This is a genomic window from Chitinophagales bacterium, assembly GCA_041392475.1.
Lineage (GTDB): Bacteria > Bacteroidota > Bacteroidia > Chitinophagales > UBA2359 > JAUHXA01.
Genome location: JAWKLZ010000001.1, coordinates 3,176,731 through 3,198,295, shown reverse-complemented (window position 1 = coordinate 3,198,295; position 21,565 = coordinate 3,176,731). Strand labels below are relative to the sequence as shown.

At 39.8% G+C, this 21,565-nt stretch carries 18 protein-coding genes; 9 read left to right on the top strand and 9 right to left on the bottom strand.

The genetic code is table 11. From position 1 onward, the window contains the following. Positions 1 to 150: 150 nt before the first annotated feature. Complete coding sequence (locus tag R3E32_11895) at positions 151 to 282, bottom strand: hypothetical protein (GenBank protein MEZ4885423.1); 132 nt, start codon at positions 280 to 282, stop codon at positions 151 to 153. A gap of 456 nt (positions 283 to 738) precedes the next feature. Here R3E32_11895 and R3E32_11890 point away from each other — a divergent pair, with 456 nt between their 5' ends. After that, entirely contained in the window at positions 739 to 2,880 is a 2,142-nt protein-coding gene (locus R3E32_11890; protein MEZ4885422.1) for a T9SS type A sorting domain-containing protein, read from the top strand. A gap of 9 nt (positions 2,881 to 2,889) precedes the next feature. Here R3E32_11890 and R3E32_11885 read toward each other — a convergent pair whose 3' ends face one another. Next, the gene (locus tag R3E32_11885) at positions 2,890 to 3,960 is read right to left on the bottom strand and encodes a DUF6340 family protein (protein ID MEZ4885421.1); all 1,071 of its coding nucleotides are present in this window, start codon (positions 3,958 to 3,960) and stop codon (positions 2,890 to 2,892) included. Positions 3,961 to 4,454: 494 nt separating this feature from the next. On the opposite strand from R3E32_11885, the gene R3E32_11880 reads away from it, so the two are divergent. Beyond that, positions 4,455 to 5,186, top strand: a complete 732-nt coding sequence (locus tag R3E32_11880; GenBank protein ID MEZ4885420.1) for a hypothetical protein — start codon at positions 4,455 to 4,457, stop codon at positions 5,184 to 5,186. Between the two features lie 183 nt (positions 5,187 to 5,369). Here R3E32_11880 and R3E32_11875 read toward each other — a convergent pair whose 3' ends face one another. Continuing rightward, entirely contained in the window at positions 5,370 to 6,125 is a 756-nt protein-coding gene (locus R3E32_11875; GenBank protein MEZ4885419.1) for a lysophospholipid acyltransferase family protein, read from the bottom strand. A 225-nt stretch (positions 6,126 to 6,350) separates the two neighbouring features. On the opposite strand from R3E32_11875, the gene R3E32_11870 reads away from it, so the two are divergent. From R3E32_11870 to R3E32_11855, 4 genes are all read left to right on the top strand, one after another. After that, positions 6,351 to 9,878, top strand: a complete 3,528-nt coding sequence (locus tag R3E32_11870; protein ID MEZ4885418.1) for a leucine-rich repeat domain-containing protein — start codon at positions 6,351 to 6,353, stop codon at positions 9,876 to 9,878. Positions 9,879 to 9,990: 112 nt separating this feature from the next. Beyond that, the gene (locus R3E32_11865; protein MEZ4885417.1) at positions 9,991 to 10,776 is read left to right on the top strand and encodes a BtpA/SgcQ family protein; all 786 of its coding nucleotides are present in this window, start codon (positions 9,991 to 9,993) and stop codon (positions 10,774 to 10,776) included. Between the two features lie 19 nt (positions 10,777 to 10,795). Continuing rightward, positions 10,796 to 11,743 carry a pyridoxal-phosphate dependent enzyme gene (locus R3E32_11860; GenBank protein ID MEZ4885416.1) on the top strand — a complete coding sequence of 316 codons (948 nt, stop codon included), beginning with the start codon at positions 10,796 to 10,798 and terminating at the stop codon, positions 11,741 to 11,743. 236 nt (positions 11,744 to 11,979) lie between these two features. Further along, on the top strand, positions 11,980 to 12,174 hold the full coding sequence (locus R3E32_11855; protein MEZ4885415.1) for a hypothetical protein: 195 nt from the start codon (positions 11,980 to 11,982) through the stop codon (positions 12,172 to 12,174). Between the two features lie 90 nt (positions 12,175 to 12,264). Here R3E32_11855 and R3E32_11850 read toward each other — a convergent pair whose 3' ends face one another. Then, positions 12,265 to 13,662 (bottom strand): hypothetical protein, encoded by a 1,398-nt coding sequence (locus tag R3E32_11850; protein MEZ4885414.1) that lies wholly within the window; start codon positions 13,660 to 13,662, stop codon positions 12,265 to 12,267. A 411-nt stretch (positions 13,663 to 14,073) separates the two neighbouring features. On the opposite strand from R3E32_11850, the gene R3E32_11845 reads away from it, so the two are divergent. Further along, positions 14,074 to 15,390, top strand: a complete 1,317-nt coding sequence (locus R3E32_11845) for an aminotransferase class I/II-fold pyridoxal phosphate-dependent enzyme (protein ID MEZ4885413.1) — start codon at positions 14,074 to 14,076, stop codon at positions 15,388 to 15,390. A 255-nt stretch (positions 15,391 to 15,645) separates the two neighbouring features. Continuing rightward, the gene (locus R3E32_11840; GenBank protein MEZ4885412.1) at positions 15,646 to 16,173 is read left to right on the top strand and encodes a hypothetical protein; all 528 of its coding nucleotides are present in this window, start codon (positions 15,646 to 15,648) and stop codon (positions 16,171 to 16,173) included. A gap of 102 nt (positions 16,174 to 16,275) precedes the next feature. Here the strand turns inward: R3E32_11840 and R3E32_11835 are convergent, their stop codons facing one another. From R3E32_11835 to panC, 5 genes are all read right to left on the bottom strand, one after another. Further along, positions 16,276 to 17,469: a phosphoglycerate kinase gene (locus tag R3E32_11835; protein MEZ4885411.1), complete on the bottom strand. Its 1,194-nt coding sequence runs from the start codon at positions 17,467 to 17,469 to the stop codon at positions 16,276 to 16,278. Between the two features lie 54 nt (positions 17,470 to 17,523). Continuing rightward, a complete protein-coding gene (rfaE2, locus tag R3E32_11830; GenBank protein MEZ4885410.1) occupies positions 17,524 to 18,003 on the bottom strand; it encodes a D-glycero-beta-D-manno-heptose 1-phosphate adenylyltransferase in 480 nt (159 codons plus the stop codon). 35 nt (positions 18,004 to 18,038) lie between these two features. Further along, positions 18,039 to 19,130 (bottom strand): lysylphosphatidylglycerol synthase transmembrane domain-containing protein, encoded by a 1,092-nt coding sequence (locus tag R3E32_11825; GenBank protein MEZ4885409.1) that lies wholly within the window; start codon positions 19,128 to 19,130, stop codon positions 18,039 to 18,041. Beyond that, positions 19,087 to 19,467, bottom strand: coding sequence for an aspartate 1-decarboxylase (locus R3E32_11820; protein ID MEZ4885408.1), 381 nt, complete (start codon positions 19,465 to 19,467; stop codon positions 19,087 to 19,089). Before R3E32_11820 ends, R3E32_11825 begins: the two co-directional genes overlap by 44 nt. Before the next feature lie 231 nt (positions 19,468 to 19,698). Then, positions 19,699 to 20,544, bottom strand: a complete 846-nt coding sequence (gene panC / locus R3E32_11815; protein ID MEZ4885407.1) for a pantoate--beta-alanine ligase — start codon at positions 20,542 to 20,544, stop codon at positions 19,699 to 19,701. Between the two features lie 180 nt (positions 20,545 to 20,724). On the opposite strand from panC, the gene R3E32_11810 reads away from it, so the two are divergent. Continuing rightward, positions 20,725 to 21,552 (top strand): glycogen/starch synthase, encoded by an 828-nt coding sequence (locus tag R3E32_11810; GenBank protein ID MEZ4885406.1) that lies wholly within the window; start codon positions 20,725 to 20,727, stop codon positions 21,550 to 21,552. Positions 21,553 to 21,565: the final 13 nt, after the last annotated feature.

The following is a 21,565-nucleotide window of genomic DNA, read 5'->3' as shown; positions in this document are numbered from 1 at the left end:
AAAACCAACTATTTTTTTAGTTGAAAATAGGTACCACCTTCTATTTTTAAACAACTAATCTAAAGCACTCAAACGATTTTAAAATGAGGTTTCAAATGGAGTTTCTATTTTGCAAAAAATAAACTTCGATTTTTTTTTTTTTGTATGAAATTATAACGAACTATTGATAGATATGAGAGATAGCTGGTGTTGTAGGGCTACATCTGTTTTCGCTCTGCAATAAGGCAGAATGAAACTTGGGCGTATTTGATAATTTTGTTCCTCTACTTCTATTTTTCGCATTTGGATGTCCATTTTTTTGGACGGCCGAGTTTTGCCGTTAAGCACATAACTTTTAGTCATTTGTGCAGGAAATAACTCAGGGCTTGTTGCCCATATTTCACTAATTATTTGGTGAGCTATTTTTGAATCTTTTAAAAATGAATCATATTTATTTTCCGAAATGGGCAATACCAATCGTACAATTTTTCTTAATTTTAGATGCCACTGAGTTTGCTATTGTTTGGTTTGTCCTTTAAACATAAGCATTTTCAGTGGCTTTTTTTTATCACAGCAAAACGTTATAATCAGGAAATTTCAAATACAGAACTTATTTTTTGAGTGTTGCTAAGGACAATTATGCCGTTTGGATTTAATTGTAATTGTTTTGCAACCGCCAAACTGTCTGATAGTGTACGATTGTAAAGAGTGAATTTGCCTAATTTTGAAGTCTGTAACCAAAAAAACAGCAAGCAAGGCATGAAACATCCCCTACCTTTTTTACTTCTAAATTTGTTGTCCCTCTCCTATCTTCAAGCTACTCATTGCAATGAGCAAGAAATCCCCATTATAGTGACCGTCATTACCGCAGATTTTGGCAGCGATACTTTTTGGGAACTCACCAACGACAATTCAGGTGAGCAATACGGAACAAGTGGGTTCTTTTTGCAGGACAATAAAACCTATATAGACACTGTTTGTGTGCCAAACAACAGTCACCTCACCTTTCGAGTCACCTGTTGTATCAACAATATGGGTTCTTATAAAGTCGAAATGTTGGGCGTGACCATTGCAGAACAAGGAAACTTTCAGTTCAACAATGAAATCCATTTTATCGCCGCAGCCTTGCCCGAATTGGATGCAGAACTTTCTTCAGTAGATTTACCCAATCATCTGCTGCAAGGACCACAAGTCATTGCAGGGAAAATCACCAATCTTGGAAGTACGGTTATTGAAGCTTTTGACCTCAACTGGGAAGTGGACGACCAAATCTTTACCCAACACATTGAAGGTCTTCAATTGCAGCCTTTTGAAACCTATCTATTTGAGCATGAACAAAAATGGCAGGCGAGCAAAGGCTTAAATCAAGTGACCGTTTTTTTGACCCATATCAATGGCAGAGAAGATGATAACCTTCTCAACAACAATCTTCTCCGAAACGTAAACGTAGTAGCCACCCTTTCTGAGCGAACAGTTTTGTACGAAAGTTTCAGTAATGCATCTTGCTCTATCTGTGCTGTGGCTGACCCCATTTTTGTCAGTACAGTGTTGAACAATCCAGGTATTGCAGCCATTAGCTACCATGTCAATTACCCAGGTTTCGACCCCATGTATGAAGAAAATCCAACGGATGTCGATACTCGGCTTCAATACCATGAAGTATTCGGAGTGCCGTATTCGGTTATTGAAGGAGGTTTGCTGGAAGATGCAACGCAGTTTATTCTCTCTGCCCATGTCAATGCTTTTCGGGCGAATGATGCATTGATTAACTTGGCAATTATCGAAAGAATGGTGGAAGGAATTGAAGGTGAATTAGATAAAATAGTCTTGGATGTTTATGTCACTCCTACTGTCGATATTGCTTCAACAAATCTACGGCTGCAAACAGTGATTGTAGAGCGTGAGGTTTTGTATGAGTTTGCACCAGGCTCCAATGGCTTGACGGATTTTTATTATGTAATGCGAAAAATGCTGCCAAACGAAAATGGTACGCCACTCTCTAATCTGCAAATCAATGAAACCCAACATTTTTCGTTTGAATATGAGGTAGCAGACTACATCAAAAACAGGGAAACGCTGCGAAGTGTGGTTTTTGTGGAAGATACCGATTCCAAAACCATTCTGCAAACGCTCCGAAGTGCTAATATGTTGGGAGAAAACAAGGCTGCCAATCTGCAAAAACTGGGCGCAAACTTTGGCTATCTTACCGCTGCCCTTCAACACAATCGCTGCGCTACGGATGCTCAAGGACGAATTGACATTCAGCTATTTGGCGAAACGGAAAACGTCACCCTTCTGTGGTCGAATGGCGAAACGGGAACAACCGTCAGCAACTTGGAAACGGGAGTGTATGAACTGCAAATAATAGCTGCAAATGGTTCAATCAACGAATATGAATTTGAAATATTTGCACCCGAAGGTTTCGAGATTGAAGTGAATACGACACCAGAAGTTGATGCACAAACCAATGGCAGTGCAGGCATTGAGTTAATGGGAGGTCAAGTTCCTTTTGTTTTTGAGTGGAATACTGGCGAAACGACTCCCTACATTGAAGGCAAAACAGCTGGCGTTTATACAGTCAATGTTACCGATGCTTTTGGCTGTCAACAAACGGTTGAAATCGTAGTAGATGCGGTGACTGCCATTGAAGATTTGCAAAAATTTGATTTTAGGATGTTTCCAAATCCTGCTATTGAACAACTACAAACGGTGTATGACTTATCTGCCGATGGATTACTGCAATGGTATGATTTACAGGGAAAAGAAGTGGGAAGATGGCTATTGAAGAAAGAGAATCAATACTTGAGATTGGATATAGCGCATTTTCCGAAAGGCATGTATTTGTACCGCTTGTCAAGTGAAGGGGAATTGATGGAGAATGGGAAATGGATTTTTGAGTAATGTTATTTCTCACCTCAAATTCATTTGCTGATTCACCTGCTCCTGCTCATAGATGCGCTGACGCAAGGTTTGGATATAGGATTTGGCTTTTTTGTTGCCAAATTGGGTGTAAGACATTTCTGCCCATTCGAGCGCAGAGGAAAGTTTGCCCTCTACTTCATTGGCAACAGCCATATTGTAAGCAGCCTTACCTGCCAGTTCTTTATCGGTTGAATTGACGAGGATTTGCCATTGTGAGGCGGCAGATTTCCAATTACCCACTTTCGCAAACCGATTGGCATTTTCCATTTGAGGTGTTTTTTTGTGGTCTTTGAAGTAGGTGCGTTCTACAGTGATCCAAATAGGGGCAATTCGCATCCCATACGCCCCACCTGCAGCTGCACTTGTTTCGTTTACAGTAAATTGACGATTGGGAAGGCGATTGATTGCACCATCATGCGTATCTCCACTTTCTTTCCAGTCCAAACCTTCTGCTACCGTAAATTCGTCAATGATTTGTTGGTTTTTGGGATCATACATGCGCCATGCGAGTTTCACATCTGTACTGAGGCGGGCATCGTAGCGGGTTTCGATTTTGGTATTGCCTTCCTTGTCTTTGCTCTTGATTTCACGAGGGTCACAGTTTTGCAGAATATCCGTATCATAAGCTTCTAAGGCAACCAAAGCATCGGCATTGTATTGTTGACACAATCTATTCACTTCGCTCCACGGCAAAGGAACAGGCAAACTGAAACTGCCACTTCCTTCCATTTCGAGCCCCGACTGCTTGACCGCAAACCTCGGCGTTCGGGTTAGTGCATCGGTCAATGCCCCCAACGCATAACGTGCGCCTTCTTTGTCTTGTCCAATGTTCTCGCCTGTAATCAAACCTTCAACAGCATTCCAAAATTTCTTGGGCGGAATACTGCGGTTGATGGTGACAACGGTTTCGATGTGGTCGGGGATAGTAAATGCAGCAGGTTGAAGGACTTGAATCTGTGTGGTCGGGTTGCAACTCGTAGCGAGCAGTAACAACAATACTGCTAAGAAACAAATCCACAAGTAAGTACGGTTGAAATACCGCTGTTGGTATGTATTCATGACCACTGAGTTTTGTGTGAGAATGGTATATGGTTTAATGATTTTTGGGGAAAGATGGTAACAAATATATCGAAAAAAAATCATGTTGAGAAGAAAAAGGGCAATTTTTGTAAAATTATTTAAAATCATCGAAGATGTTAATGGAATGAAACTTTTGAAGTTTTGCTTCAAAGATTCCCCATTCCAGTGAAAATCAATATCCTTCAAAGAGTACACTTCAAAAGTCTTCACCTCAAATGTGATAAAGTTATTTTGTCGGGAATCCTTATCATAAAAAATCACCACCCCAACCCTCTTCAAAAAAATCCCCATTTCCCAAAAACCGAAGCATTTTCCCCAATCACCGAAACCTACCCTCCAACCATCGAAAGTACAAGAATCCTTCACACATTTCTCCTTTTCTTTGCAGCAGAATTCAAACAAACACTCTTTCATAGAGTTCTTTACATTCGGAACATAACATTATTATTTAAAAATAAATAAAATTCAAACTCATGAAAACTTTAGTAAAAATTTCAACATTCGCAATCCTTTTCACTCTCTCTTTCTCCAACTTTTCCTTTGCTCAAATCAGCGGAAACACATACGGCGCAGGAGATGGTAACTTAGGCGATTTAGATGAATTAGAAAAAAACATCTCTGTTTCTATCAACTTAGAAACCATCCTTCAATTGCACGGCCCCGAAGACCCAAGCGTAAGTTTCATCTTTGACGAAATGGAAGAATTCAAACAAGGCATCAAAGCCGAAGACCCTACCAACGGCGGTACTTTTGTAAGCGAAGGTGTCAAAAACGGTATTCACAGCTTTGGAGTTGATGCAACAGTCAATTGGAAATTAGATTGGAGAGCAGACGTGGACGGTAACTTTGTAAAGGGAGCGAATAGTAACGGAAATCGTGAACAAAAATTGGCCATCAACAATATCGGAGCCAAATTCAACACCTCCAATGCCACCAACAAAATTGAAGCCACAGACGAAGGAGCAATTGCCTTGTTGAGCGATGATTTTACGGTCATCAAACGTGAACAAAACAAAAGCAACATTGGTGATTCAAAAGCCAACCAATTCAGCCTCGCCTGGAGAGTCGGCACACAAGAATCTCCAGCCAAATCTTCTACCCCTTCCATGAACAGCAAAAGCCTTTTGGAGCAACAAATAGGTTCTGAAGCATTTACATTCGATGTCCTTTTCACCCTTTCACAAGACGATCCTTGGATTCAATAAACGTTTTTTTTCAAGCCAAAAAACTATCGAAAGCCGAGCATTCTTGCTCGGCTTTTTTTGGTTTATCAAATTTACACTTTTGAAGTTTATCCTCAAAGGTGTAAAATTCTAAAAATCAGCTAAGTGTATGATTTAGGAAATTTGATTTTGAAAACACGACAAGGAATAAAAGTCATTTTTGAGTTACCACTTTATTCCTTTTTGTTGTATCATCTGCTCCATTTCCTTCAAAGAATGGTCTATCCAACTCTTAGCTGTTTGCATGAGCCATTGAGCATCACCTGACTGCAATGGTTCACCATAAGAAAATCGAATTGGAATCTTTCGGCGACGAAAACACTTCAAAAAATGCCCTAAAAATTCATCATCGTCCACAAAAGCCGCTTCCTTCAAATATTCGTAATCCACTGCCACAGGTACAACAGGAAAACCCTCTGCTGCGGCCACTTCAAACGAACCTATCTTAAAATCAATTGTTTGTGCTTCAATATGGCTTGTTCCTTCGGGGTAAATAATAACATGATGCCCTTCCTTCAATGTTTGAGCAATGGCATCCCTTGTGGCTTTTCGGCTGTTTTTATTGCCTCTATCCACAAAAATCGCCCCCGTCATTTTTCCCGCCAAACCAATCACTGGCCACTTGCTCACCTCTGCCTTACCGACAGGGATGGCTTCAATGTGTTGAAAAGCAGCAAACAAGTCTATGTATGACCGATGGTTATAGACCAACAAACTGGGTTCTGTCGGTAAATTTCCCTTCACTTCAATTTGTATCCCCAAAAACCACGTCGCCATCTTCGCCCAGTTTTTTCGGATGGGCAAAATGCGCTTCAAATTCATGCCAAACAAAGGAGCAGTCAGCACATAATAGCCCAAAACCAAGAAAATAAGTAGAGGAAAGAGGACTAAGCGATAGATGGCTCGTAGTGTACCGAACATAGTTTGAAGGTATTTTCTCCATTCTTAGCCCACGAATTAATTCGTGGCTAAGAACGGGGTATTCAAAATCGGATTCTTAAAAAAACGAAACTTACAAACTAATTTCTGAAATGCCTATCTTTCGATTTACCTTTTTTGGAAAAACCGTTATTACTATTATCCGCTCACTAACGGTGGGTTTAAAACCCTCCGTTAGTGAGCAATCACATCAAAAACCTTACACTTATGAAACCATTTTTCTACTTTTTATTTATCGCAGCCTTTTTTAGCCTTGACAATCAACTGCAAGCGCAATGCAATGGTGTGTCGGAATCGGATTCTTTGGAGTTGGTGAAATTTTATGAGGCTTTGGGAGGGGATGATTGGACGAATAATAGTGGATGGTTGGTAGAGCCTGTTAAGGAGTGGTTTGGGGTAACGGTGAGTGAAGATGGGTGTTGGGTGGAGCGAATATTTTTATCTAATAAAAAACTACGTGGAAATATTCCTAACCTTAACTTACCAAAGTTAACATATCTAAATTTAGTTATAAATAATTTAGAAGGTGCAATCCCTAACTTCTCCAATATACCAAATCTAAAGCATTTAAGTTTAAGCCAGAACAATTTAACTGGAAGTATTCCAAACTTTTCAAATTTGCCAAATTTAGTAGAAGTATATTTACACGAAAATAATTTAAGCGGAAATATTCCAAATTTTTCCAATCTTCCCAAGTTGGTATATTTATATCTATCAAGGAATCAACTAAATGGTAGTATTCCCAATTTTAATTATACACCAAAATTATCCTACGTATATTTATTTGTAAATAAATTAAGTGGAGATATTCCTGACTTTTCCAATCTTCCAAAATTGAAAGTATTATATTTAGGTTCTAATCAGCTTAGTGGTACAATTCCAAATTTTTCAAAATTACTAGAATTAGAAACTTTAGGTTTAGGAGGAAATAAGTTAAATGGTATAATTCCAAATTTTTCTAATCTACCAAATTTAAAGGGGCTAAACCTATCAGACAACGAACTGAGTGATACAATTCCAGATTTTTCTAACCTACCGAACTTAAAAGGTCTAAACTTATCAAGTAATCAACTGAGTGGTACAATTCCAGATTTTTCTAATATTTCTATGCTAAATAGACTAGTATTAGAAGAAAACCTTTTGAGTGGTATTATTCCTAATTTCACAAATCTGGGTAATTTAGAAGAATTGATTTTAAGTTTTAATGAGTTAGTTGGTACTATTCCTGAATATAGCCTACCTAATTTAGAGGTTTTAGAAATAGAAGGAAATAAGCTAAGTGGGACTATACCAGATTTATTAAGTTTTCCTAAATTGGAAAAATTGAATCTTATAGACAATCATTTTACTGGTATAATTCCAGATTTTTCTAAATTGCCTGATTTGAAAATTCTGCTATTAAGTGACAATGAACTAGAGGGAAATATTCCAGATTTCTCAAATTTGCTTAGTTTGGAAATATTAGAATTACAACGAAATCAATTAAATGGTTTTATTCCAAACTTTAATAATACTCCCAACTTACTAAGCATAGATTTTTCCGAAAATCATTTAACTGGTGTAATTCCAAACTTTAGCAATACACCTAATCTATCTTGGATTATTTTGAGAACGAATAAATTAACAGGTTATATTCCTAATTTTTCAAAATTACCCAATTTACATACTCTATACGTTTGCCCTAATGATTTGATTGGAACTCTTCCAGCATTAAACCTACACAACTATTATTTTCCTTGCCTTCAAACCCCAATCCTCACAGGCACAGCCTTCCACGACCAAAACCAAAACTGCCTACAAGACGAAGGAGAAGAACCACTAAAAAACACCAAAATCACCACCAATGACAACCAATTTTCCACCTTCACCGATGAAAACGGATTCTACACCCTCCAATTAGACACAGGCACATACCAAATCACCGCCATTCCTCCCAACTTCCTTTGGAGCGAAAACTGCCCCGAATCCTACACCGTCACTTTCGAGAATTACACCGACATCATTCCCAACCAAAACTTTGGATTCACGATAGAAGACGAATGTACCTTGCTGACCATTGATGTCGCAAGCCCTTTGCAGAGAAGGTGTTTCAAAAATACCTACACCGTTTCCTACTGCAATGAAGGCACCCGAACAGCCGACAATCCTTTCATTGAACTGACCTTTCCCGATGAACTCATTCCTTTGGATGCTTCGATTCCATATAGTCAAGACGGCAATGTATTCACCTTTGATTTGGAGGCTTTGGCGATTGGCGGATGTGGCTCGTTTGTGGTGACGGATTCGGTGAGTTGTGAAGCGGTTTTGGGAAGTGCGGCTTGTGTTGAAGGGCGGATTTACCCCGCTTTTTTGTGTCGGGATGTGGATTCACTTTGGGATGGTTCGGATATTGTGGTTGAAGGAGAATGTATTGAAAGTGAGTACATTCAGTTTACCCTCCACAATGAAGGTGAAGACATGCAGGACAGCGTGGAATACCGAATTTACGAAAACGATGTTTTGACTTCCAAACACAATTTGCAGTTGATGGAAGGCGAAAGCACCGAATTGAGCTTTGCAGCCACAGGAGCGACCTACCGTTTGAAGGCAGAACAAACGGATTTTCACCCATCCGAAAGTCAGCCGCAAGTCGTGGTCGAATTGTGTGGAGATGCGCCCTATGCTTTGGGTTTTGTCACTTCGCAGCCCAATTCCGATTTGGAGCATTTCATCGACATAGATTGTCAAGAAATCATCGGTTCTTTTGACCCCAACGACAAAAGTGTGCATCCCACAGGCATTGCCGCCCAAAACTACATCGAAGAAGGCACAGAATTGACCTACAAAATCCGCTTCCAAAATACAGGCAATGACACCGCTTTCAGAGTCACCATCATCGACACCTTGCAAAGCGAATTTCTCGACCTCCGCAGCTTCAAAATCCTCAGTGCAAGCCATTCCTACGATGCCCGAATCACCGACCAAAATGTGCTAATCGTCGAATTCAACAACATATTGCTGCCCGATAGCACAACGAACGAACTGGAAAGTCATGGTTTTGTGCAGTATCGAATCACCCCATTCCAAGACGCACCCAAAAAATCCATTATCACCAACCTCGGCGATATTTACTTCGACTACAACCAACCCATCACGACCAACACCGTTTTCAACACCATCGGCATACCTGAACTGGACGTAACTCTACCCATCGAACTCCTCCAATTTGATGCCTATCTCGACAAAAACCAAAACGCACAACTCACTTGGATAACCGCCTCCGAAATCAACAATTCCCACTTTGAAGTCCAACGCAGCAGCAAGGGCAAAAACTTTGAAGCCATCGGAAAAATGGCGGGAAAAGGCACAACAAGCAGCCTTCAATCCTATCAATTTGAAGACGGTGATTTGCCTTCTTCTACTCCAATTGTGTATTACCGCTTGAAGCAAACCGACTTCAATGGTCAATTCACTTTCTCCAAAGTTATTGCGCTTTCCCTTCAAAATGAACATACTGCAAAGGTTTGGTACAATAACTCACAAAACCGTCTTGAAGTCATTGCAGCGAGTTCACTTCAATTGCAGATTTTTGATGCTGTTGGGCGGTTGGTGAAAAGTGCGAAAATCATTGAAGGTCGCCAAACGGTTGATTTGCAGGGATTAGAGAGTGGGGTGTATGCGTATCGGTTGCTGCAAGGTGAAGGATTGCAGATGGAAGTTGGCCAGAATGGGAAAATTTTGGTGGTGGGGAATTGAGGTTTATGCAAAAGAAGAAAACCAAATTTCCCTTCCAAAAAACCATCTCCAATCAAAAAATCTGTACTAATTTGCAGCATCAGTCCATTTACTTCAAAAACCTTCAACATACATGACCTTTCACCATCTTTTCCCCAACCCAAAACCGATTATTGGAGTCATTCACCTGCAAGCACTCCCAGGCGCACCGCTCTACAAAGGCAACTTACAAGCCATTTACGATCAAGCGATTGCAGAAGCCGAAATCTTCAATCAATACACCGATGGCATCATCATCGAAAACTTCAAAGATGCGCCATTTTTCCCCCATCAAGTGCCTGCCGAAACGATTGCGGCCATGTCTGCCATCAGTCGGGAAGTGGTCAATCGGGTGAATGTTCCTGTGGGTATCAATGTATTGCGAAATGATGCAAGTGCTGCAATGGCAATTGCTACGGCAGTTGGAGCGCAGTTTATTCGGGTGAACGTGCATATCAATGCAGTCGTGGCAGACCAAGGAATCATTGAAGGAAAAGCCTATGAAACTTTGCGGCTTCGAGCTGCCCTTCAATCGAATGTGCTGATTTTTGCAGATATTGGAGTCAAACACGCCCAACCTTTGGCAGGTAGGAGTTTGGATTTAGAAACCAAGGATTTGACCGAGCGTGGATTGGTCGATGCGGTAATCGTGTCAGGCACTCGAACAGGTGAAACAACGAGTGTAGAAGATTTGCAGATGGTGAAGACCCATTCCAAAGTGCCTGTTTTGATTGGCAGTGGCACAACTCCTGATAGCTTGCCAATTTTGCAGCCCTATGCGGATGGATTTATTGTGGGGAGTTATTTTAAGAAAGATGGAAAGGCGGATAATGAGGTGGAAGTCGAACGGGTTCTACAACTTACAACAAACAATAGATAACTGGGTTAATCTTTTCAAAATGAACAATTTTCCTTCAAAAGAAACCATTGAAGCTGCTCCTCAACGCATTGCAGTTTTCATTCACCGAACCCCTGTTTTGACTTCAATGAGTCTCAACCAGATCGTGGGCTGCGACCTCTACTTCAAGTGTGAAAACTTCCAAAAAATGGGAGCTTTCAAAATGCGAGGGGCGGCGTATGCGGTGGATTGTTTGAGTGAGGAAGCCAAACAGAAAGGCGTGGCAACTCATTCATCGGGCAATTTTGCACAGGCTTTGGCTTTGTCGGCAAAAATTCACGGAATCAAGGCATACATCGTGATGCCCGAAAATTCCCCAAAGGTCAAAAAAACGGCTGTCTTAGGATATGGCGCAGAAGTCACGGACTGTGCCTCTAATTTGGCGGCAAGGGAAAGCACCTTGAAGGAAGTGGTTACACGAACTGGAGCAACTTTTGTGCATCCCTTCAATGATTGGGATGTGATGGTGGGTAATTCGACTTGTGCCAATGAACTTTTGCAGCAAGTGTCGAACTTGGATTACATCGTTTCGCCCGTTGGTGGCGGTGGATTGATTGGCGGAACGGCTTTGGCGGTACATTACCTTTCTCCGAAAACAAAGGTGATTGGGGGTGAACCGATGAAAGCGGATGATGCTTTTCGGTCTTTGGAAGCGGGTCATATTGTACCTGTCGAAAATCCCAATACGATTGCAGATGGTTTGCGTACTTCATTGGGAGATAAGACTTTTGCAGTTATTAGCGAGTTAGTGGAGGAAATTATTTGTGTATCAGAGGAAGAAATCATTGCAGCGATGCGTTTGGTTTGGGAACGTATGAAAATCATTATTGAGCCTTCGAGTGCGGTGTCCTTGGCGGCGATTATCAAGGGGCAGCCAAAATTTGAAGGGAAAAAAGTTGGGGTGATTTTTTCGGGTGGAAATGTGGATGTGGAAAATTTACCTTTTTGATTGAAATACAGAGAGGTGATTCTCAAATTTGGGTTTGATTTAATGTTGGTGGTAATAAGATAACATAGATAAATTCATTTTCAAGCCTTTAGATTTTTGAGGCTTGAATACACAAACGATTCGCAGTGAGCAAGTTTTCAATAATATTATTTGTTTCTTTTAGAGTGGAATCATTTTTGTAAAGTAATGGATATTAAGAACAATCTTAAATTTTTACAACCCAAATCTATAAAGCAATGAAGAAAGCAACTTTATCAGAATTAATGGATTTCGGTGCTGTTCAACTATTGAACTGCACTAGGCAGCAAACTTTGAAAGGAGGATGTGGTGATGATAAATATCCTAAGTATTGTAAATACGACGAGGATAAAGAGGATGACGGACAAACCTCTGGTGGACCTAACGATTTTATCCCACCTCCAGGCACTTGATCCAATATAGGTCTAAAAACCCAAAAAGCCCATTGCAGAACTTCTACTGCAATGGGCTTTTTGCTTTTGGGAATTTTAGCTCATTCATCATTAATTACAACTAAAATCTATTTCTTTTGTAATGTCAAAGGATTGAGCGAAGATGTCTATGCCCAAAGATTTGTTTTCTTTGTAGCGATTGAATTCTTTTTGGTAGAAAAACTGCTCTTTGCCAAATGCAGGTCGCAACTCGTTGAGCCAAATTGCGGCTTCATCGTAGGCTGCAAAAAATGGGCGGTGCACCCAATCAGCCTTTCTTCCTTGCACAAACCTCAGTAAAATTACTTTTTCTCCATTTATTTCAGATACACCCAAAATCTGTACTTTGCCAGGAGCAGCAGACATACTTGGCCCTCTGACAGTTCTGGCGAGACCACTTACTTGTTGATAGGCTTTTTGGAATATCTGCCAAGCTCTTACGATTGGTACAGAAAAGTATTCCTGTGCTCCAGTATCTCTTGCCAAAAACATATAATAAGGAATACAGCCCAATCGAACTTGCTCTCTCCACATATCACGCCACACACTGGGGTTATCATTGATATTTTTCATAATCGGCGACTGTGTGCGAATTTGCGTACCCGTTGCCCTGATTTTTTGAATCGCCTGCTTCACTGCCTTTGTTTTCAGTTCTGTGGGATGATTGAAGTGTGCCATGAAAGCCAAATGCTTACCCGCTTCATTTACTTTTCTGAACAATTGAAGAACATCTTCCGCATCTTTGTCTGTCAAAAAACGATAGGGCCAATACCCTAATGCCTTTGATCCAATTCTAATAGTTTGTAAATTGGGAAGATCTGCTTCAAGTAAGGGCAAAATATAATTACTCAATCTTTTGGCACTCATAATCATGGGATCTCCACCTGTGAAAAGCACATCTGTTATTTCGGGATGTTCTTTTAGGTATTTTACCATCAATTCGGTTTCTTTCATTGCAAACTTCAATTCATCCATTCCTACAAATTGAGGCCATCGAAAGCAAAAAGTACAATAGGCGTGACAGGTTTGCCCTTGTCCTGGGAAAAACAACATGGTTTCGTTGTACTTGTGTTGAACTCCTGTCAATTTTATGCCTTCAATACTTGGAACATTGTAGTTCAATTGACCAGCTGGATGAGGATTTAACTCCAATCGAATTTTGTGAGCTATAAGCTTTATCTCTGCTTTTGAAGCACCTGCCTTGAGTGCATCTGCCATTTCATCGAAATGTGCAGGGGTAAGCATATCTTTTTGTGGAAAAGTCAATACATAAATAGGATCATTGGGGACATTATTCCAATTAATCAGCTCATTGACAACATAATTGTTGACTTTGAAAGGCAATACATTTCCAACTACTTCAATGGCAAACTTATCTTTTTCGCTTAAATAGGCTTCTACTTGAGGTATTTTTCTAAAATTCCTGATTGAATATGCTTTGTATTTGTAAACTTTTGGAATAACTATCATAGATATATATTTTAAGGTAACCAAACTCAACTTATGAATAAGTACACAATAAGGTTTTATTGAAATGAATAAAAAAATCACATTAAATATTGTATTGCTATATTTTGCGCTATTAGACTGATGAAGCTATAATACGATTTTTTTGCATTAAATTCAAACTTTTGGTGATAAAAAAATACCATTTTACTCAGCCAGAGGAAAAAAATATCCTCTAAGACCAAACCTTACTTTAATTACTTGCTAATCAACACTTTTTTTTCTATATTTGATTCCTCATCTTCAATCTTTATTGAAAGAATCTGTGATGAATTCTGAAGTTTTGTCAAGTATTCTCAAATAACTGCTTTTGGTTTTTACGAGAATGTTTTTCCTAAAACTAACTTCTCAAATCAACTAAAGCAATGTGTTATTATGGCAAGTCAAAAATCAATCTCTTTCAAACAAAAATACCAACCTTTCATTCATTTGAATCTAAATATCAGAGGTTTACAGCCATCTGCAACGCTTGCAGTGAACGAATTGAGCAATTCACTCTTGGCACAAGGGAAAAAGGTATATAAGTTTGGATTGGGTCAATCTCCATTTCCCGTTCCCGAAAATGTGGTCAAAGCATTGCAAGACAATGCCTTCCAAAAGGATTATTTGGCAGTCAAAGGACTTTATGAACTGAGAGAAGCCATTGCAAATAAGTATCTGAAAGGTCATGGCATAGAGAGAGAAGCAGAGGACATTATTGTAGGCCCTGGCTCCAAAGAGTTACTTTTTTTACTGCAATTGGTGTATTATGGAGAGTTGGTGATTCCTTCGCCGAGTTGGGTATCTTATTCTCCACAGGCCAAAATTGTGGGCAGAAATGTTCAATGGCTTACCACCAAAGAAGAGGATGATTGGCGTTTGAGACCCGAAGATTTGACAGCCCTTTGTGAGCAAGACCCTGAACGTCCTAGAATTGTGATTCTGAACTATCCCAACAATCCAACGGGGGCAACCTATACCCTAGAATGGGTGAAAGCAATTGCTCAGGTAGCCAGAAAGTACCGATTGATTTTGCTGTCCGACGAAATTTATGGTGACCTCAATCATTTGGGGCAGCACGTTTCCATTGCTCGATTTTATCCCGAAGGAACAATTGTCAGCACTGGACTGAGTAAATGGTGTGGTGCTGGTGGCTGGCGTTTGGGTTTGTTTGCATTTCCGCCTTCTCTAAGGTGGTTGTTGGACGCAATGGCATCTGTGGCAAGTGAAACTTTTACGGCTACAAGTGCGCCTATTCAATATGCAGCGATTCGAGCATTTGAAGGTGGGGAAGACATTGAAGCCTATCTGAAAGATTCTCGCCGAATCTTGAAAGTCATCGGCAATGCGCTTTACAAAAAATTGATAAAGAACCATGTATCCCTCCCTTCTCCCAAAGGCGGTTTCTATTTGTTCCCCAATTTTTCGCATTACACCGAGAAATTACACGCTAAAGGCATACACAGCAGTAGGGATTTTTGTCGCCAATTATTGGAAGAAACGGGAGTAGCGATTTTACCTGCAAGTGATTTCGGAATTCCTGCCAATGAATTGATTGCACGCATGGCTTATGTCAATTTTGACGGTACGGAGGCATTGAAGGTTGCCCAAACGGAATATGCCAATCGAAGTTTGGATGTTGCTTTTTTGGAAAAATGTTGTGCGGAAACGATGGAAGGAGTGGATGTTTTGGTAGAGTGGCTGAAGAAATGAGTTGAGACTGTTAGATTTACTTTTTAAAAGAATGCACAAAGACTATCATTGCAACTGCTATTAACACAAATCACGGACTCGTATGGGGCTATCTTTGTTGCATCTAATTGAAAAACACAAAACAACGATGAAAAAAGAGAGAATAATTTTTTCATAAAATTAAGTAATGAATATGTAAAAAGATAGCTATTTATTGAAATATTGTTATATTTGCAAATCTAATCAAATTTATTACCTCTAAATTTTAAAAAATAAATGAATAGAGATTTACAAAAATTATTGATACCTATTTTGTGTATCTTTCTGCTATCTTCTTCTTGCGCTTACAAACGCATTGGTGACTTGACCCAAATATCTTCTCGCAATATTGACAGCGCACAGGATTATCAATTGATTCAACGATACGTAAAAGGTGTATCCAAAGTATCCAACGGCAATCCACTTGAACAGGCCGTGGAAGTGGCTGTAAAAAGTATTGAAGGAGGCGAGTATCTTCAAAATGTAAAGGTATTTGTGAAAGGAAATGGAAAGAAAGTGAAGGTAGAAGGTGATGTGTGGGGTATCCCTACTGCAGCAATGGTCGAAAAAGCTGTGACGCAAAGTGTGAAGGCTGATATCACTTTTGAAGTCGGCGACAAGGTGGCATTTAAACGTCAAATTAAGGTGGTGACTGGCAAGATTGTAGGTATTGGAGTGGATAAAGCTACGGTAAGCATTTCAAACGGAAAGGGAAAAGAGGTCAATTACCAGGTTTTATATGAGAAATTGACGAAATTGGAATGAATGTAATCCTTGTTATGAAGCTACCTTAAATCAGAATAGATAACCGAAATTTCAAAAATTTCGGTTATCTGTATTCATTTTTTGACTTTTTAAAAAGAAAATCTATCTCATCGCCTCAATCCCAGGCAGTTCCTTCCCTTCCAACAATTCCAACATTGCGCCACCGCCAGTTGACACGTAACTCACCTCATCGTCAAAACCAAACTGACGAATTGCAGCCGCCGAATCACCGCCGCCAATCAAAGAATAAGCTCCATTTTGGGTAGCCTTCACCACTGCCTCTGCAACAGTTCTTGTACCCGTTTCAAAATTGGACATTTCAAAAACCCCCATCGGTCCATTCCAAAGTAAGGTTTTGGATTGTTCGATGACTGCTGCAAAATGTTGACAGGCATTCGTGCCAATATCCAAACCCATCCAACCATCGGGAATACTTTGGCTCGCAGCCATTTCGATATGGGCATCGTTGGAGAAAGCATCTGCAATCACCGAATCGTAGGGAATCAACAATTCAACACCCATCTCTTTTGCTTTCTGCAGGAGTTCTTTTGCCAAGTCCAATTTGTCGTCCTCACACAGCGAACTCCCAATTCTGCCACCTTGCGCCTTGTGGAAAGTGTAGGCCATGCCACCGCCAATGATGAGTTTGTCCACCTTGTCGAGCATATTTTCGATCAACATGATTTTGTCAGAAACCTTCGCTCCTCCGAGGATTGCAGTGAAAGGGCGAGCAGGGTTGTGCATTACTTTTTGGGCATTTTCCAACTCTGCTGCCATCAATAAGCCAAACATCCGCTTTTCGGTATCGAAAAATTGGGCTACCGTATAGGTCGAAGCGTGCGCTCGGTGTGCTGTTCCGAAAGCATCGTTTACATACACATCGCAGCCCAAATCAGCCAATTGTTTGGCAAAACCTTCATCCCCTTTTTCCTCTTCCGCATAAAACCGTAAATTTTCTAATAACAATACTTCACCGTATTGCAGTCCTTCAACGGCTTTTTGGGCTTCTTCACCCACACAATCCGCCACAAATTTCACTTCCTGTCCGAGCAGTTTTGAAGTTTCTGCCACTACGCTTTTCAGCGAGTATTTTTCAGCAGGCTTTCCTTTGGGTCGTCCCAAATGTGACATCAATACGACTGCTCCACCGTCTTTCAATATTTTTTGAATACTCGGCAACGCACCTTGAATACGGTTGTTGTCGGTTACTTCTAAATCCGCATTGAGTGGCACATTGAAGTCCACACGAATCAATGCTTTTTGGTCTTTGAAATTGTAATCGTTTATGGTACGCATTTATTTGGTTTTGAGTTTGTTTTAGGTTTGTAATGTTGCAAAGTTCGCCAATTTTCAGCCTTTCTGCAATATATTGGTCGTAGAATGACCTTCTAAATAAGGAATTAAAACCACTTCGCCCCCCTTTGCTTCAACAATTTCTGCGCCAACGACTTCGTGTTTTTGGTAATCTCCTCCTTTCACCAACACATCAGGCTGAATGAGTTGAATCAACTGCGAGGGTGTATCTTCTTCAAAAATAACTACTGCATCAACGAAAACCATGGAAGCCAAAATTAATGCTCTGTCGGCTTCTGACTGAATCGGACGACTTTCTCCCTTCAATCTTTTGACCGATGCATCGCTGTTCAAACCGAGGATCAATAGACTTCCCAATGCTTTGGCACTAACAAGGGTGTGAATGTGTCCTTTGTGAATGAGGTCGAAACAGCCGTTGGTAAAAACGATTTTACGCTCCAAAAAACGCCATTTGTTCAGTTTGGTTTGCAGTTGGGGAAGGGTAAGTATTTTTTGTTGAAGGTATGGAAGGGACATTTTTGATTTTTTATGTGATTTTTTGAAGTATTCCCTTATTTCTTTTCCATTGCCAGCTCTCCATTTTCCATTCCTAGCTCTTGTTTATTGGCTTCGCCTACTGGCTTGAAAAGCGGTAACAAACCGATTGCCACAAGTCCTGCAACCAATATCAAAAGGGTCTGGGCCATCCATGCGAGCCAACCGAAGGCGTAAGCAGGATTGTATGTAATGCCATACAATGCAAGAGTTCCTGCAATGGCGAGAGGATAGGCTCCAATGCCTCCTTGTGTGGTGATAAATCCAAATGTGCCAAATACCAAACAAGCCAATGCTGCACTGATTCCTAAATGTTCTGTAGCGGATAAGGCAAAGAAGCAGACATAAATCATGAAGAAATACATGACCCATATAAACAAGGAATACAGGAGAAACAGGGGCATGTTTTTGACACTTTTGACGGAAATAACTCCTTCCCAAACGCCTTTTACCAAATCTACTGCTTTTTGGTAAACCAATGTTTTTTTGAAGTTTCGGGCAACATACCACAGCAAAGCGGCACTCAATAAGGCTACTACAATCACTGCAATTTTGGGCAGCAGATTTTCGGTAGCCAAAATGTAACCGAATTTTGTGAGTAAAGGTGTCCAGATTTTTTCAATAAAATAGTTGCCTAAAAGATTGAATTGAAGGATAATGACAACGAATGTAAGCGTAAAAAGTAGAAATATGTCAATGATACGGTCAGTTACGACAGTGCCAAACACTTTGTCAAGAGGCACATCCTCATACTTACTCATGATACCACATTTGGTTACTTCTCCCAAACGAGGAAAAGCCAAGTTGGCAATATAACCTATCATCAAAGATAAGGTAGCAATAGCAAAACGGGGTTTGTGTGCAAAAGCAGCAATCATCATTTGCCAGCGCAGTGCCCGTGCAAAATGACTCATTATTGCAAAAAAACAGGATAGGAATAGCCATCCATATTTAGCTTTGCTCAAAGAGGTTTTCATTTCTTCGATATCTTCAGCAGAGAAGTCTTTGACTGCCAACCACACGAGAAAAAACCCTAAACCCAAAAAGATAGCAAGCTTAACAATGTCAAGCAAATACTTCCGCCAATTGCTGTTGTTTGATGATTTCATTCTTTTCGTTCACAAAAACGGTTGTTCCGCCTTCGTAATTTTTAGCCTCCTCAAAATCCATAAGACCATAACCGATGATAATGACAATATCACCAACGGCTACTTTGCGGGCGGCAGCACCATTGAGGCAAATTACACCTGAGTGCCGTTCACCCTTAATGATGTAAGTTTCAAGACGTTCACCATTGTTGCAGTTTACGATTTGAACCTTTTCACCTGCTATCAAATTAGCGGCTTCGAGCAGTGCTTCATCAATGGTAATACTACCAATATAATTGAGGTCTGCTTGAGTGACCGATGCTCTATGAATTTTAGATTTGAATACTTGAATAAACATAATACAGCAAAATTACAAAATTAAAATAATAAGCCCCTTACTCTTCCAATTCAAAACAGAATTGTTCGCACATTGGTAAATGAAATACCATGTCAATTGGTTCTTTTTTGAAAAAAGAATGGTAAAAAACTACACCGATTTAGACCAGTGAAAGGAATGAGAGATTAAAGGTTGGTAATTGAGGGGAATGGAGAATAAACTATTCTACATTAATCAAAATCTTTGCCAATTTTAGATAAGCATGTTGTCTATCAAACGAACTTTTCCAAGTCTTACCGCCGTACAAACTATGGCTTCTTCGGTATCTGTCCAATGAGTTATTTCCTGCAAAGTTTTAGCATCTACAATCTTCAAATAATCAACATCAAAGCCTTCGATTTGATTTAGTTTTTGAATGGCTGCGACTTCAATTTCTTCTGGGGTATTCACTCCATGTTGATTTTTTACCCATTGAAGTATCTTGGAAATCCATACTGCTTTTTGACGTTCTTCGGGGGTGAGTCGGGCATTGCGAGAACTCATAGCCAAACCACCTTCTTCCCTTACGATGGCACATTGAATCAATTTTACAGGACTTTGAGTCAGTTCTAAAAGTTTTCCAACTATTTTAAATTGTTGGAAGTCTTTTTGTCCCATAAACAATTCATCGGGCTGTACAATCTCTAATAAACGGTTAATCACTTGCGCTACTCCTTTGAAGTGTCCTTTTCGATGTGCTCCCTCCATGGGTTGATCCAAATAACCAAAATCGTAGTTTGCTTCTATTCGTTGATTGGGAGGATATATTTCTGATACTGAGGGGAGAAACAAAACATCACAATTCTGCGCTTCCAATAAAGTAATATCCTTTTCCGTAGTTCTCGGATATTTTTCGAGGTCACTCTGCTCGTCAAATTGAGTAGGATTAACAAAGATGCTACATACAGTAAGGTCAGTAGCATGTTTGGATTGAGCTATCAACGATAAATGTCCTTCATGCAGAGCCCCCATTGTTGGGACAAAGCCAATTTGTTTATTTTCAGCTTTTTTATCTCTCAAAAAATGCTGTAAATCAATTACTTTTTCAAAAATCAGCACGTTGGAAGGGTAAGATTTATTAGATAAAACTGCGAATATAGGAATATCTCGACAATACAATAGCGAGAATGCTATGAATTTTTATATTTTTTTAGTAATTTTGCACCTCAAAAATTAAGCCCTTCTAAAACATTGCCGATAAAAACTCCGCATAAATAATTAAAATATATAACTTAGAATATGAGTAATAAAAAGAAAGTATTGATTGTAACCCAAGAAATGCTTCCCTACCTTCCTGAGAGTTCTATTGCAAAAGCATCTCGCACCCTCCCCGAGTATTTGAAGACCAAAGGAAAGATGGAACTTCGTATATTGACACCTCGTTTTGGAACTGTTAATGAACGCAGGCATCGTTTACACGAAGTTGTACGTTTATCTGGTATCAATATTATTATTGATGAGGATGATTATCCACTCATTATTAAAGTAGCATCTCTGCCTCAAGCAAGAATGCAAGTATATTTTTTGGACAACGAAGATTTTTTCAAAAGAAAATTCGTTTTTAACGACAAAAATGGCAAATTCTACAAAGACAATGTTGAACGAATGGTTTTTTTCTGCAAAGGTGTCATAGAAACGGTCAAAAAATTTGGTTGGGCACCTGATGTGATTCACTGTCACGGATGGATGACCAGTTTGATACCGCTTTATATCCGAACTGCTTACAAAAATGATGCGCTGTTCACCAATTCTAAGATTGTCTATACTGCTTACGAAAACTCATTTACAGAGTCTTTTGGAGATATATTCAAGCAGAAAGCAATGATTAAAAAAGTATCTGACAAAGACATTGCCCCTTATATGGACCTAAACAACAATGGTTTGCACAAAGGAGCTATTTATTATTCAGATGGAGTGGTGAAAGGAGATGCAGTATTGGACGAAGAAATCGAAAAAGTCCTGCAAAATGGCGTTGCCGAAAATAAACATATTCTAGATTACTCTGAGGATGAAGAATTCAAAGAAGCTCACAAAAAGTTTTACGCACAATTGCTCGAAGAAGAGTAATCAACGACCTTTC